This is a genomic window from Undibacterium sp. MH2W, assembly GCF_049340215.1.
In the GTDB taxonomy this organism is placed as follows: Bacteria; Pseudomonadota; Gammaproteobacteria; order Burkholderiales; family Burkholderiaceae_D; genus Undibacterium.
The window spans coordinates 694,540-709,877 of the sequence record NZ_JBMPPA010000001.1 but is presented as its reverse complement, the minus strand read 5'-3'; the positions used below and the strand labels follow the sequence as shown (position 1 = coordinate 709,877).

Annotated in this window: 13 protein-coding genes; 6 read left to right on the top strand and 7 right to left on the bottom strand. The window is 46.0% G+C overall.

Annotated elements, in window-relative coordinates:
- Positions 1–292: 292 nt before the first annotated feature.
- The 3 genes from ACO0K2_RS02955 to ACO0K2_RS02945 form a co-directional block, all read right to left on the bottom strand.
- Positions 293–2,353 (bottom strand): sensor histidine kinase, encoded by a 2,061-nt coding sequence (locus tag ACO0K2_RS02955; protein ID WP_423015565.1) that lies wholly within the window; start codon positions 2,351–2,353, stop codon positions 293–295.
- Positions 2,343–3,014 (bottom strand): response regulator, encoded by a 672-nt coding sequence (locus tag ACO0K2_RS02950; protein ID WP_423015563.1) that lies wholly within the window; start codon positions 3,012–3,014, stop codon positions 2,343–2,345. Before ACO0K2_RS02950 ends, ACO0K2_RS02955 begins: the two co-directional genes overlap by 11 nt.
- Before the next feature lie 460 nt (positions 3,015–3,474).
- The gene (locus ACO0K2_RS02945; RefSeq protein ID WP_423015561.1) at positions 3,475–3,819 is read right to left on the bottom strand and encodes a helix-turn-helix domain-containing protein; all 345 of its coding nucleotides are present in this window, start codon (positions 3,817–3,819) and stop codon (positions 3,475–3,477) included.
- A gap of 1,177 nt (positions 3,820–4,996) precedes the next feature.
- Here ACO0K2_RS02945 and ACO0K2_RS02940 point away from each other — a divergent pair.
- The gene (locus ACO0K2_RS02940) at positions 4,997–5,434 is read left to right on the top strand and encodes a hypothetical protein (protein WP_423015559.1); all 438 of its coding nucleotides are present in this window, start codon (positions 4,997–4,999) and stop codon (positions 5,432–5,434) included.
- A gap of 72 nt (positions 5,435–5,506) precedes the next feature.
- On the opposite strand, the gene ACO0K2_RS02935 is transcribed toward ACO0K2_RS02940, so the two are convergent.
- Both ACO0K2_RS02935 and ACO0K2_RS02930 read right to left on the bottom strand, forming a co-directional pair.
- On the bottom strand, positions 5,507–6,025 hold the full coding sequence (locus tag ACO0K2_RS02935) for a hypothetical protein (RefSeq protein WP_423015557.1): 519 nt from the start codon (positions 6,023–6,025) through the stop codon (positions 5,507–5,509).
- 355 nt (positions 6,026–6,380) lie between these two features.
- Positions 6,381–7,367, bottom strand: a complete 987-nt coding sequence (locus ACO0K2_RS02930) for a GGDEF domain-containing protein (RefSeq protein ID WP_423015555.1) — start codon at positions 7,365–7,367, stop codon at positions 6,381–6,383.
- Between the two features lie 242 nt (positions 7,368–7,609).
- On the opposite strand from ACO0K2_RS02930, the gene ACO0K2_RS02925 reads away from it, so the two are divergent.
- Genes ACO0K2_RS02925 through ACO0K2_RS02905 form a run of 5 tightly spaced genes read left to right on the top strand, consistent with a single transcriptional unit; the run spans position 7,610 to position 12,248 of the window.
- On the top strand, positions 7,610–8,329 hold the full coding sequence (locus tag ACO0K2_RS02925; RefSeq protein ID WP_423015553.1) for a PepSY-associated TM helix domain-containing protein: 720 nt from the start codon (positions 7,610–7,612) through the stop codon (positions 8,327–8,329).
- Between the two features lie 36 nt (positions 8,330–8,365).
- The gene (locus ACO0K2_RS02920) at positions 8,366–8,884 is read left to right on the top strand and encodes a DUF2271 domain-containing protein (protein WP_423015551.1); all 519 of its coding nucleotides are present in this window, start codon (positions 8,366–8,368) and stop codon (positions 8,882–8,884) included.
- Between the two features lie 11 nt (positions 8,885–8,895).
- Positions 8,896–9,720: a DUF4198 domain-containing protein gene (locus ACO0K2_RS02915; protein WP_423015549.1), complete on the top strand. Its 825-nt coding sequence runs from the start codon at positions 8,896–8,898 to the stop codon at positions 9,718–9,720.
- A gap of 20 nt (positions 9,721–9,740) precedes the next feature.
- Positions 9,741–10,748 carry an FAD:protein FMN transferase gene (locus tag ACO0K2_RS02910; protein WP_423015547.1) on the top strand — a complete coding sequence of 336 codons (1,008 nt, stop codon included), beginning with the start codon at positions 9,741–9,743 and terminating at the stop codon, positions 10,746–10,748.
- A gap of 3 nt (positions 10,749–10,751) precedes the next feature.
- Entirely contained in the window at positions 10,752–12,248 is a 1,497-nt protein-coding gene (locus ACO0K2_RS02905; protein ID WP_423015545.1) for a sulfite reductase subunit alpha, read from the top strand.
- On the opposite strand, the gene ACO0K2_RS02900 is transcribed toward ACO0K2_RS02905, so the two are convergent.
- Entirely contained in the window at positions 12,245–13,870 is a 1,626-nt protein-coding gene (locus ACO0K2_RS02900; RefSeq protein ID WP_423015543.1) for a methyl-accepting chemotaxis protein, read from the bottom strand. The genes ACO0K2_RS02905 and ACO0K2_RS02900 overlap by 4 nt on opposite strands.
- Before the next feature lie 277 nt (positions 13,871–14,147).
- Positions 14,148–15,239 carry a porin gene (locus ACO0K2_RS02895; protein WP_423015541.1) on the bottom strand — a complete coding sequence of 364 codons (1,092 nt, stop codon included), beginning with the start codon at positions 15,237–15,239 and terminating at the stop codon, positions 14,148–14,150.
- Between the last annotated feature and the right edge of the window lie 99 nt (positions 15,240–15,338).

Sequence of the window (15,338 nt, the reverse complement as noted above, 5' to 3'; positions counted from 1 at the left end):
GAAACACGCTTTGTTGATCATCTAAAACCTACCGCTCCAACATCACTTTTACCGTCAACTTTTTCATAAAAAATGATCTTTATTTTTGAACACATATCATTCTATGGTTAGAAAATAAACGTTTCAATTACCTGAAATGGTAATTTCACCTACCTATTTAAGTATGCGACGACATAAAGAGCGAAAAGATGTACAAAGTTAGCGGTCCATGAGGCGAAGGCTGACATGCATCGTCGATGCATATAGAGTAAGGAGTGACAAGAGGGGGATAGTGAGAAAAAACTACGGTGTGTCAGTCAACCAATTCAGGTGTTTGGTCGACGTTACTCGTCAATTCTGGACGTGTTGCCGGTTGACTTAAAGGGAGATCAATTGTGATCATGGTGCCGAAGTTAGGCACTGATTCAAATTTTAACTGACCACCAATTCGCCTTACCCGATTACGGATACCAGGCAAACCTAAACCTGCACGAATCTGTGGATCCCATTGAGATGCGTTCGTATTATCAAGTTTTTCTTTGAGTACAAATCCGCATCCATCATCTCTAATCAGTAGGTGTAAGTGGGTATCCGTTTGATTGAGAGAAATATAAAGATGATTGCAGTTCGCGTGTTTCAGTGCGTTGGAAACAGCCTCCTGCACGCATCGAAATAGGTTTGTTTGAACATTTCTTAACAAGCAAATTTCCGGTCCCGTAGAAATATCGTAATGAATTTGAATCTTAGAAACCTGCAAAAATGATTCGACCTGCATACAATAATCAAATAGCATGGACTGAACACTTTCTGTCTCATCCGCTAGACCATTCACAATACGCCGCATGTTATCAATACAATCTTTTAAGAGTGAGACAATACTCGCTCGATCAAACTCTCCGGATTTCACACGAAAAATCGCAGCAACTAATACACTACCAAGACCATCATGGACATCTTGGTAAATCCGTTCTCTTTCCATTCTGGCGGATTCATCCTTGAGTAGCCGGTTACGCTGTTGATACCCCACTTCCAGTTCCGCTTCGCGCCGTTTTAAGGCTTGCTCCAGGCGTTGGTTTGCAGTTTGAATTAACGTCAATTTTTCACGGTACTGTCTCAGCAAAACACCTAGCATCAGGAACAAGATGATTGGTAATGCGACTTGTGAGAAAAAAATGGGCTCCACCAATAAGATCGCCCATGACCATTTTTCGAACAAATACGGCTTGTTAAAAAATGCCCCAATGGAAACCGCATAATCGTGGACGATCACTAACAAAGCAACCGTGCAAACAAGCATCAAAAATCCTCTCACGCCTTTCGACGTCGTGAGCGAATAACGTAACAATTTATAGAAAGCGAAAGCGTATAAACCATAATAAGGAAGCCCCCAGTAGAGATCCAGATACGGCTCACTCTTGATCCCCATCCATAGAATCACCACTGGCGGAACGAGTCCAAACAGAAGTAAAGAGATCAATAGCTTTTTGGGCGGGCGGCTATTGATATAGGTCAGAATATACATCGTTGCAGACAACGATAATCCCGCCAAACAAAGATAGACGAGCGAGCGCCAAAATGGATGCAAGGGTGAAGGCAATGCTGCCCAGTTACTAAAAATAAAAAGAAGTGCCCAAAAACAAGCCGCACCACCTGCATACAAAAAAACAGTCTCTGAACGCGATGCAAACCACACTCTGAACATCAAGACGCCAAAGAGCAAACAAAAGACATTATTAGCATTACACAACGTAATTCCCAAAAAATACATGAGGGAATGAAGTAGCGATACATCTTCTGGCTTGCCATAGAAGGGAGTTGGAATCACCACCGTTGTATGGATATTCGGTTGAATAATGGTGAGCACATCGGGAGTTCCATCACGATGCATCGCTTCTTGCGGAAGATCGATAGTCACAGGGTCGATCCACCGATATCTCGTTTCCAATGCCATCATCGCGACGCTAACGATGCGTTTTCCATTTAAGATGACAATTGCGCCCTGATGTAACTGAGGAAAAAAAATAGAGACGCAAGGCTTGGCTAGATTTTCAATGGTGGCCGTCTGGGCGCAATGATACGAGTGATCAGCGTTAATTAAAAAAGAGTAAGCCAACACGTCGGCATCTGCTGGGATTTTTTTTCGAGCGTAGTACGGTAATACAATGGGCATTTGTTGTTCCCGCTGCATGTCCGATGCTTGTTTATTCAGCGAGGCAAACTGCACAGCATCGTCTGCGTTCCTACCATTCCATTGCCATGCTTGTTTGACTGGCTGAATATTTAACTGCGGTAAAAAATCGATACCGCTTAACAGAATCACTGCAGCGGAAAAACATAATGCAATCACCAAATATGAACAAGATCTAATGCTCATAATTAAAGCCAATCTTTTGCGCTTTAGCTACTGCCATCGCTCTCGAGTGGACATTCAATTTTCTGTATAGATGGCGAAGGTATTGATTTACCGTGTGGGGGGAGATACACATCATTGCCGCAATAGTGGTAATCGGCAATCCAGCACACAAATGTTTGAAGGTCACCACTTCATTTGGGCTAAGTTGATACATCTCGGCTACATTAGCCTCCGGTACCTGACATACTGAACCAGGTGTTTGATTACTGAGAGAGTCCACAATCACTCTACCAACAGCCGGACTTAGTGGCGAACCGCCGTTATGCAAGGCGACAATTTTTTTAATCAAGTCGTTGTTGATTTCATCTTTCAGCAGATAGCCTCTCGCACCCGCCGCAATACTACGCGTGATATGTTTGGCATCGCCGAAAGTGCTCAGCACCAAAATATGTGCGTGAGGATCATGACGTTTAATTTGCTCGACAAGATCAACACCATCGGCATCTGGAAGTCCTAAATCGACTAAAAAGACATCAGTGGGATGACTCACAATGAGTTGCTGTGCTGCTTCACCGTTGACAGCAATGCCCTGTATTCGACATAAGCTCGATGCACCGAAGATAGTGATTAACTGATCTACGATATTCTGATCGTCTTCAATAATTGAAACGGAGATGCTCATTTGTCGGTTTCTCTTGAGGTAGCATTAGCAACCTGTCACGATCAAGATGAAGTTATCAGGACAGAGTGCACTTTTTTTTCAGCGTAATATTTTGCGCTCGTTCACATCAACTTCCGCGTTAAATTATGTCAATTCTTTATTTCTGTTGAAAATTATTTACATTTAGTTTTTTGCCTGCGTTTTCACAGATAAAAACGTCAATAAAAATACAAATAAAAATATCAATATCAATATCAATAATTGAAAGAAATTCGACATCAATCGAAAAGACGATTAGTTTCGCGCTCCATCAGTTCGTGCGTGCGAAAAAAGAAATGAGAAAAATTGTATTATCTACGACCAATCACACTCGACAAATAATTATTCTTAGCACTCAACGACAATCGGACGCAATTCATTTGAATCAGTACCGATCGTCGTTGGCTAAGAATATCAAACTAAAAAAGCTTACTTCCGCTTTTTAATTTAAACGGGTCGATCCAACAAAATTCTCCATGCCAGCGTATTTCGCATCCAGCTTTTTATGTGCTGGGCTGAGAATCTTTGTACATGTCGTTAAATCAATACGTTCAAAAAACTTCCGCTCATCGCCCATCATCGCACGCAGCTCTTTCACACTGAGTCCGGTCTCTTGATGTAAGCGAACCAGAATGCTTGCACTGACGGGTAATTGAAAATAGCGAATACGCGCAATTGTTGATGGTGAGATGCCAAGGACTTTACTCAAATGAAAATCGTTTTTGAGATGAAGCGTGCAGATAACACTATTAACTAATGCATTTGGATCATAGTTCAATTGGTACATGATAAATCCTTCATTACGTTGAGTTTCATTTAGCTACGACACACTGTGAGAATCCATCGACAAATAAGCATCAGGGATATCTAATTTCGAGCGAAGCTCCTGCACTTCCTTTGTTTCTCTAAAAAATCTGACTATGTATTCTTCGAATGTTTCGGTTGAACGTTTTTTCGCAGGATCATAAACAGGATAAGTTTTTCTCTTCATAGAAACCTTTGTTTTTCGACCATCAATATCGAAATATTCATCTATTTCAAATGATTTTTGTATCGCTATAAATTGGTATTTCTATGATGTTTATTTTATTTTTTTAATTTTTGTTGAAATTTTTTGTGCATACGTAAATACATATGCACAATAAATCACGCATACTTTTTTTACATTTTGTGATTAGCTTAAGAGCGTTAACAACTGCAAAAATAAAACACGATTTATATTGAAAATCATTATTGGATTCATCAAAGAAATTTGTCATTCCAAATATCTCAGTTCGATAAATTTTCTGTGATTTTTTTGCAGAAAATCGCTATATCGAAGCGCGATGATCGTCGCTGATAACGAGCGTTATCTCTTCACATAAAAAATATAAACGTCAACGCGATCCACCTCTTTTTTGGGATATTTTTAAAAGACAATCAATCGCTTTTTGATGAATGACAGAACATAAAAAACAGATCATGAGAAGCGATGAAAATCACTTGAAGGAATGGAGGTGTGACGCAAAAACAGGTGCCGCGAGAATAGCGATGGACAATCAAAAAAGCTATTGCACTTTGGTGCAATCACGTCATGCCCATATCGACCGAGATGCAATAAAAACAAAAAGTTATCGTTGATCTATCGTGAATGTCGATTGAACGACAACAAAATCCACTTTTCTTTTGAAATTATTTCTACTTTTTCCTTGTTTTGCACCAAAGGACAATATTCAGCATGTAGCTATTGCTTGTACATTGACGCTACCGATCAACTGAATCGCTGGATGGTATTGCAACTTGTTGCGGAAATGAACAAGGATTTTTATGCGTGCAGAAGAGACATGTCTTAGGACGACTATTTGATTACGATAAACAAGAAGGCATACCTGACACGACACCTCGTCATCAGAGGTGTAAATCACTGTTAGTGGCGCGACTCTTTACTTCATCACCTATTAACTCGCACTCTGTGAGATTTCATTATGCTTATCATTAGTCCGGATTTATACGCAAAAATTGACGAGGCGTATTCTTCTATCAAGCAATTACCGTCTGAAATCGCTCCCCATGAATACGTATTAATTTATTCAGCAACGGATGACGACGTTGTTACTGAGAGTTTTTTGAAAAAGCAAATAAATAAGATTTTCCCGGACGTGCACTTTTCCATCAACACAATGATCTCGCCCATCGATGAGCAACCCAAAATAGCGCTCATCCACCCAAAAGCCTATCTCATGTTGCAATACTTGATTACCTTAGGAGCGAGTGGAGAATTTGACCTTGAGCATATGGCCCGTTTCGGCTTTTCGCCTACGATTGAAAGACCACTGGACTTACTCCGCTTCCTGAAGAAGCTGCGCCAAGTGTTAGATTGTCCTACTTGGAATGCGCCATTCCAGCAAATAGACGGCGTTTGAATAGTGATAAAAAAAGCGTCATGGCCCATGACGCTTTTTGAGTCAATTCTTCCAATTGACTCCCTACAAGATTTAATTTTTTTCAAACAAGAAAAACTTTTTCTTGATTCGTTTTTTTACTTCGTTATTAATCGTTTGTGTCAGGCTAAGACTGATCGCCCCCGTTTGAAAAAGAATCGACGTAATGCCATTGACTGTACCGATTGCACGATCGCGAGAAATAGCGCCCGAGTTAGCGGCAACAACGACATCGTCAATGGTCTTCTTCAAAATTTCATTCATGGCGCTTCCCACCTCAGGAATTCGCCCTACATCTTCCCATTTGACGACCTCATGGGGCGCAGCTACGTAGTGGTTAAATAAGCTCTCAACCCTCCCTGCGGCTTGTGACGTGCCATGTAAACGATGCGAGATATCGTTAGCGATCGCGATCGTCGCATGGGATCGATTTTCTTCTTTACCGACAAAGCAGAGAGAGAACTCATATTTTCTTAATACGATGATGAGAGTCTCTATGACATGAATCAGCTCAATGTCGCTTGGTGTTAATGACGCACAAGCAGTAACTTCATCAGGGATCGCATCGAGCATTGTTATCTCTCCGAGTAGACATTTTTCCGCGCACTCTAGCACATTATTTCTGTATCGCAAGACCTGAAAAACCGCATCATCAGCTCGGGAGGTGCCACAATGTCTGTTATCGAGAACAGGGTCTATTTCAAATAATTTCTCTTACACAAATATTGAAAAATGGATGCGTGAAGTTATCTCTATTTTGATTCAATTTAAGCGAAATTAATTTTGATCAGACACATTGCGATGGGTGAATTTTCAGGTGCCCAATCAATGGATCACGTCAAAAAAAAACCATTTCGATTTGAAAACAATTGTTAAAAAAATCGAAAATGGTTTTTTTCATCGCAGGATGTTCAACGTCAACGAGCGCTTACATCTGCTTTTTTAGATAAAGTGCCTTATCAGCGAGCGCTAATAGGGTATTGGCGTCAGTGCATGCAGACGACGAGGTTGCAGTGCCAATTGAAATCCCGACGTTGACGTGCACGCCGTTGGACAATGAAATCGGGAGACGGATCACATTATCGATACGCTTAGCAATTGCCTTCGCTTCTTCTTCATTGCAACACCGAGCGACGATCGCAAATTCATCACCTCCTAATCGCGCCAACAAATCCCCCTCATGCGTTTGCTGCGTCAGTCGATGGGCAACTTCGTACAGTACTTCATCACCCGCCGGATGGCCGAATTGATCATTGACTTGTTTAAACCCATTGAGGTCCATGCAGATGAGGCTGTAGTGGGTACCCGTACTTATTGCACGAGCCATTTCAGCGGCGTTCACGCTATCAAACTTGGCACGATTAGGGATCCCTGTTAAATAATCGGTCATCGCTAATTCTTTGAGCTCAACCGCATTACGGTGGCTTTGCAATGCCGTCATAACGAGAACAGCAAAATCACATAGCGTCTCTTTTTGTAATGCCGTGAAGGTACGTGGTTTTGAATCGATGACAGCAATGGTTCCAAGGACTAGGTCATGCTCATCCACAAGCGGAACGCCTGCATAGAATCGCAAATGAGGAGCATTAGCCACCAATGGATTCGCCATAAACCGGTCATCTTCAAGCAAATCGTGCACGATTAAAGGTTCTTTAGGGGACATGATTGTGTGCGCACAAAAGGCGACCTTCCGGTCCAACTGCTCCACCTCTAAACCCAGTTTGGATTTGAACCATAAGCGCTCTTTGTCCATCATGGCGACGACAGCAATCGGCATGTCAAAAGTATGGGATGCAATGCGCGTGAGTGCCTCAAATTCGAGTGACGGTGCTGTGTCAAGAATATGATAAGACCGAACAGCCGCCACGCGCTGCGTTTCGTTATTCGGTAAAGGGCATTGTTGATCTACTACCACACTACACTCCTTAAGCATCCGGTACAGTATCCATTGAATTTTGTTACTTGATTGCCTTATTTTCTCATTAAATCAGCGTTTGATACATTGCGAACTGCGCATCAACCAACACCAACTGCGTCAATGTTGAGCTTTTCAACAAAAGCGGGGGAGAAAAGCAACGAAGTGTAAATCTTTACAGTGATCGCCAATTCAAATGTATAATTGCGAATCATTATCATTTGCAACTGTGATTTTTACCCATGACAACGCCCAGCCCCCTCAACGGCAACGCGACCTATCCACACCCACAACGGCGTGCCTTCTGGCTGCGCCAACTCCACCAATGGCATTGGATTAGCTCGGCATTGTGTCTCACAGCGATGCTGTTGTTTGCGCTCAGTGGAATCACGCTCAATCATGCAGGACAGATTGGGGGCCATGCACACGTCATCAAAAAAACAGATCACCTCCCTGTGTCGCTATTGCATGAGCTCACACAAATCCAGACCCATAGTGACACGCAGACACAAACTGCGCCGACATCGGCAGTGTCGATAACAGCAACTGGAAATACGCATCGCACCGATACCTTACCGGAAGACGTTCGGCAATGGCTTCAATCGCAACTAGCCATCCGCGTCGATCAACAACGTCCTGAATGGTCGCCAGAAGAGGTGTACGTGGCACTACCGCGTCCTGGTGGTGATGCTTGGGTTCGCATCGCCCTTGACGACGGCACGATTGAATATGAATTAACCGACAATGGTTGGATCGCCTATTTCAATGATCTGCACAAAGGTCGCAACACCGGCATTGTGTGGAACTATCTACTTGATGGCTTCGCTGTGCTCTGTCTGATTTTTTGTGTGACTGGCTTCTTCTTACTCAAGATGCATGCGACCAATCGTCCCTCGACGTGGCCCTTGGTGCTATTCGGCGTGACACTTCCTTTCGTGCTCGCACTCATTTTTATTCATTGATTCGTTATTGTTGTTTCACGATTACAAGGACTTTGTATGCAAAAACTACTCCCTTTCGCTATCAGTAGCTTGCTCGCCGCGCCAGCTGTGGAAGCGCTCGCCGCCGATATGACACTAAAAATTGAAGTACCACGACTCAATGTCGCGGAATACCACAAACCCTACGTGGCCATCTGGATCGAAAAGCCGGATCAAACCTTCGCCGGTAATTTGGCGGTTTGGTACGACATGAAAAAGCGCAATAACGAAGGGACCAAATACCTCAAAGATCTACGCCAATGGTGGCGTCGTAGTGGTCGTGAGTTAACGATGCCTGTCGATGGTATCAGTGGCGCGACACGGACGACAGGCGAGCACAGTCTGAGCTTTGCTGGTGACAAAGGTGCCCTGGCGACACTGCCTGCGGGCGACTATCAACTCCTCGTCGAAGCAGCGCGTGAAGATGGCGGACGCGAAGTAGTGAAGATTCCTTTCCACTGGCAAGCAAAAGGCGAGCAAAGCCTGCAAGCAAAAGGGAATACCGAACTTGGTATGATTTCACTCAACATTAAATAAAGGAAGTAGCGATGACATACTTTTCTCTATCGTTTTTACGTAAAACAATCGTCGTTGCGGCGATGGCTGGACTGAGTTTTTCAGCCCATGCCCATCATCCCTTCCTCGTTCCGACCTCGACCATCGTCTCGGGTACCTCGCCATGGATTATGGTTGATGCTGCGGCAGCCGCGAATGTCTTTGAATTTGATCACATGGCACTGCCATTGGATAATCTCCAAGTGACCGCACCTGACGGCAGCATCGTCCCTGCTGAAAACATCACGCATAGCCGCTTCCGCAATAGCTTTGAACTGCAACTCAAGCAACAAGGCAGCTATAAGCTCGATATCTTGAATCAGAATTTATTCGCTTCCTACAAAGATCAAGGCGAGCAAAAGCGCTGGCGCGGCGCTGCTGCAAATCTGAGTAAAGAGATCCCTGCAACAGCAACGGATTTGCAAGTCAGCGAGCGTATCAGCCGCGTCGAGACGGTGGTCACGAATGGTAAGCCTGGTGGTCAATCGATGTCCCTCTCTGGCAAGGGTCTCGAGCTTGATTTCATCACGCATCCTAACGATTTGATGGCTGGCGAAACGGCCCGATTCCGATTTATGCTGGACGGCAAGCCTGCAGCTAACCTCCCTGTCGAACTGATCCCAGGTGGCAAACGCTATCGCCAAGCGACAGAAAATCAACAGCTTGTGACCGATAGCAACGGCATCGTCAGTATTACCTGGAAAAACGCAGGTCTCTACTATCTGCAAGCAGAAGCAAAAGATGACCAGCACGCGGCACAACCAGCAACATCACGGACTGTCAGCTACAACGTGACACTCGAAGTATTGCCTCAATAAGTAATCCAGATCCAGCACGCATGCGCCACGTTTATATCCCGACACAGATCACCGAACCCGACGCACTGCCTTCCGATGCACGACAGTGTCATCTACAAGGCAGTACCATGGGGACGACGTGGTCTGTGCAACTCATTGGTCACCAAGGTATATCGATCGATTTTCTGCAGCAAGGTTTGCAAGAAAAACTCGATCAAGTGAATCGACAAATGAGCACGTGGGATAGCCAATCGGATTTGTGTCGCTATAATCAGGCCCCTCCTAACACGTGGCAAGAGCTTCCAGAAGAATGCTGTCAGGTGCTTGATTATGCGATTTATTTGGCACGTCAGACAACGGGGGCGTATGATCCCGCTGCGGGTAAATTGGTCAATCTTTGGGGTTTCGGTCCCCAGCCACGTCCGTCATCGTTACCCAATCAAGATCACATCTCGCAGGCGATGTCAGGACCTGGGTGGCGGGATCTTCAATTTGATCGTCATGAGAGACGTTTATGGCAGCCGGGCGGCTTAACACTCGATCTCTCATCGATTGCCAAAGGATACGCCGTCGATCAGTTAGCCCGTTTTTTAGAGGCGCAACACGTGCCCAGCTACTTGATTGAAGTGGGCGGGGAACTTCGTGGACGCGGCATCCGTCAGGACCAGTCTCCTTGGTGGGTACGCATCGAACAACCAGACGCACCATCCACGGATGATGTATCGGAGCATCTCGTCGCGCTGCATGATCTGTCGATTGCCACGTCAGGTAATTATCGTCAGTTCATTGATGTTGATGGACGGCGCTATGCCCACACCATTGATTCCAGCACGGGTTATCCGGTGCTGAATAACCTGGTTTCAGTATCGGTACTTCATCCTGAATGCATGGTCGCCGATGCCCTTGCCACTGCATTTACCGTGATGGGTGATCAGCGTGCGCTTGCCTACGCCAATGAGCACAATATTGCGGCGCTGTTTGTACTGCAAACCGATCACACGTTCTCGGAAATACGGAGTCATGCGCTCCTCGCCATGTTGGATGAATAAGGTATGAAACGACGTCTTTTCTCACAGCAGGCGATCACCGATCTGAGTCGCTGGACATCCATCGTTTTGTTTCCCATCAGCTTGGTATGTCTCTACTACCATGATGATCTTACTCACATCGCAGACTGCCTATTACCTTTGCTGATTGTGCTCACGTACGTCAGTTTTTGTCTCTATCGCTACCTGCAATATCAGCAAGATAAAGAAGCAACATCTCTTTCTGCGTCCATCAACACGCTCTCTGGCAACCAGTCAGTAACCTGTGTCGCCTATGCCAGCCAGACGGGTTACGCTGAACGCCTTGCGCACCAGACCGCGCATGCATTACGGCAAGGGGGAATGTCCGTCGTCGTCAAGACGTTAAACCAATTGTCCATTGATGATCTGCAACAATATCGGCACATCTTCTTTGTTGTTAGCACAACAGGTGAAGGCGATGCGCCGGATAACGCCGATGTCTTTACCCGTCAGGTGTTGGCAAAGTCAATCAAGTTGGATCAGCTTCACTTTGCGGTTTTGGCGTTGGGCGATCGTCATTACAGGCACTTTTGTGCGTTTGGTCACCGCCTCGCACAATGGCTATTGCATCAACAAGCAACGAGCTTATTTGATCTGGTGGAGGTCGACAATGGCGATGATGCCGCGCTCCGTCATTGGCAGCATCATCTTGGTGTCGTGAGTGGGCATACTGAACAAGCAGATTGGCAAGCACCCGCCTATGAGACGTGGACGCTCTGTGAGCGGCATTTATTAAACCTAGATAGCCTCGGCGCTCCTGTCTATCATTTGCGTTTATCACCCTCGGCCAAGAATAAAACCGTCCAATGGCAAGCAGGGGATATCGCTGAGATCGGACCGGAGAGCCCTGAACTTGGATCGTCGTCAACGGACCACCGCCTGCCACACCGCGAATATTCGATTGCCTCTATTCCCAAAGATGGCTATCTGGATCTCGTGGTTCGACAAATGCGTCGTGCCGATGGCAGTCTAGGCATTGGTTCAGGCTGGCTTACGGAATATGCGCCGATTGGACATGGCATTGCACTACGCATCAGAGACAACGCACAATTCCATACCCCGCTTGAGGAGCGACCGCTCATTTTGATTGGTAATGGCACAGGCATTGCTGGTTTGCGTGCGCATCTCAAAGCCAGAGCAGAACACGGACGTTACAACAATTGGCTCTTTTTTGGTGAGCGTCAGATAGCGCGTGATTTCTTTTTTAAAGAAGAGATCTTCACGTGGCAACGTACAGGTGTTCTAAGTAAGATCAATGTGTGTTTTTCACGCGATCAAGTCACGCCCTATTACGTCCAGCATGCCTTAGAAGAACAAACATCAATCGTACGAGACTGGGTAGCGCAAGGTGCCGTGATCATGGTATGTGGCAGTTTAAAAGGAATGGCAGAGGATGTGCACCGCAGTCTATGTCACATCCTCTCACAGGACACAATGGGTCAACTCATTGCGGACCATCGTTATCGTCGTGACGTGTATTAATCGTCACCTGCATATGACAAAGAAAGACGTGTCTCAGCCGTTCCTGCTATTCGTGTCATAGGATGCCCCACTTGCGATCCATTCTGCAACTTGAAAGCGCCAACGGCGCGCGACATCACGGTCGCTTGTTCATTCAAACTATGCGCGGCCGCTGCAGCCTGTTCAACTAACGCGGCATTTTGTTGGGTCGTGGCATCCATTTGGGTGATTGCTTGATTCACCTGATCAATTCCCGTTGACTGTTCCATCGTGACACGAACAATATCGCTCATGATGCGATTAACGTGTGTCACACGATCAACAATCTGTTTCATCGTCTCGCCAGCCTGAACGACAAGCGTACCGCCCTCTTCGACTTTATCAACGGAGTCGGTAATCAAGGCTTTAATTTCTTTGGCTGCACTTGCTGAGCGCTGCGCTAAATTACGCACTTCGGTGGCGACAACCGCGAATCCCCGCCCCTGATCTCCAGCACGTGCCGCTTCGACTGCTGCATTGAGTGCCAAGATATTTGTTTGGAACGCGATGCCATCGATCACCGCAATAATATCGACAATTTTTTGCGAGGAGCTACGAATTGATCCCATCGTATCAACCACTTTCGCGACCATATCACCGCCCTTCACCGCAACGTCTGAAGCCGAACTCGCTAAGTGATTCGCTTCTTTGACATGCGATAGATTGTGCTGCATCGTGCTGTGTAACTCTTCCATCGAGGAGGCTGTTTGTTCCAACGCACTCGCTTGGCTTTCTGTTCGCGATGACAAATCTAAATTACCCGAAGCGATTTCGGTCGATGCGGTCACAATGACATCCGCGCCATCCCGTACCTCGGTGACTATGGACTGCAACCCATCATTCATCTCTTTGAGTGCCTGCATCAGCTGGCCTGTTTCATCGGTCGATTCTACGGTGATAACGCTCGTCAAGTCGCCGCCCGCGACACATCGCGCTAACGACACCGCATCGTTAATTGGTCGGGTAATACTACGCGTCAGCCACCAAGCGCATGCCGTTCCACAGACAATGAACAAAATAATCATTGCGCCAACGAGTCGGATACTTTTTGCCGCCGTTGCGTCAACACCCTGACTAAACAAATCGATTTGATGTTTCTGATAAGCTAAAAAGTCGGCTTGAGTTTTCAGATAGGCTTCTGAGACAGGAATAAATGCCTCGAGCAATTGTTCTGCATCGTGCATTCTTCCTTCTTTTTTCGCTTTGCTAATCAAATCACGTGCATCAATATACCGTTGGCGGTAAGGCGCAATTTGATCGAAAAGTGCCTGCTCTTCCGCATTACTGATGTGCGTTTGAAGGTACTGGAGAACCTCGCTATTGCGGGCTGTAGAACGCTTTGCGTCATCGGCAAAATAGTCACTGAGCGATGTGTCACTGCTCTTTGCCATCGCCAAGGTGCGCTTGAGACCAGCGAGTGTAATGCGATACGATTCTTCGGTGAGACGTTCTTTTGTGAGGGGTTCTTGCATCATCTGTCGCGTATCCGCGGCAACTGTCTGCAGGCACCATAGTGCGAAACACGAGGCAAGGACAGCGATGAATAAGACCAAACCAAAACCGAGACCCAAGCGGGTACCTATGCGTAAATGACTGACTTTCAACGGGGAACCTTTTTGAATAAATCGATGTGACTCTCTGACAATGTAGAAATACCGATTGAAGCTTGATCATTCATGATAACCGCTCAGGGATTTCTATTTGCACAGAATACGAAACACGTCACGACTACTTCACTTACAACAAATGCGCAGCAATAACGATTTATACAATTTACACCCTTGATAAGATGACAGCCTTGCGCCAGCTCAATTCCGAATGGATTCGGTGTCATTGAAGGAAAGCACAAAGTGCTTTCCTTCCCACCATGCAACGATAAAATTAGAAACTATGTTTGAGACCTGCAATGACGCCAGTCTGTCCCATGCCAGCACCGACTGAACCGCCAGCACTCAATGCGACGGCTGACGCACCATCGTTATTAATTCTGCCTGCAGCGACATAGACTGAACTACGTTTTGAGAGGTTGTAGATCGCACGAATCAAAGCTTGATCTGCCTTATTGCTACTATCTCTGTAGTCCAACTTTGCCAATTGGCCATCGATAATCCATTGCGGCGTCAAATCATAGGCTGCACCGATGTAATACATCGTGCTATGTGGCGTTGCCGATCCCTCGTTATTACGCGAGATAGCACCAACACCAACTTTCAAATAATCGACTCTGAATAATGCACCCAAGTGCAGACGACTATCTGTTTTACTGCTGCTATTCAAACCTGCAGCAGCACCTGGACCACCATAAATACGGTCATAGGCACTCACTAACACAAAGCCTTGACCGTCATAGCGCACCATCGCCGACCACTCACGGCATTGCATCGCATCGGTCGCACTTTCACCGGCGCAATTCGTACCTGCAGGCCCACCCGCCGATGAAGAATCTCGACCCAGACTATAGGTTGCACCAACCATCACATTGCTAAATTTCCCTTTATAGGCGATCGAGTTATCGCTTCGTCCGTTTGGAATAAAGGAATCCAACGAGCCAATACCATATTGCGAAGGGCCGAAGGTATCGACGTCAAACGTGGAGGTGGTGAGCATATTGTAATTGCGACCCGCAGTGACTGTCCCCCAGCTACCGGACAACCCCACGTTTGCTTGACGGCCGAACATCCGGTTTCCTTGCCCTAATGTCCCCGTCACTGGTGCAAACCCACTTTCCAAAACAAACACGGCTTTGAGACCATTACCGAGATCTTCATCACCACGAAATCCTAATCGAGACGGGAACATGCCTCCACCCAATGCAGGTAAGCGCACCATACTTGCACCGGTTGTGTTTGCGTTGTTGTACGTTTCTACGGCAACGTCAAGCAAGCCATAGACGGTCACATTGCTCTGCGCATGGGCGACGAATGGCACGGCTGTTGCAGCGAGTCCTAATGCTGCGATAAGGTTTTTTTTCATGATGATCTCCTGTTTTATTTTCTTCAATGAACGTGTTGCGATGACTGACGGGTGATACAAAGTTGAATCTGTTTTCCGCCTCTATCTAAAAAAGCGACG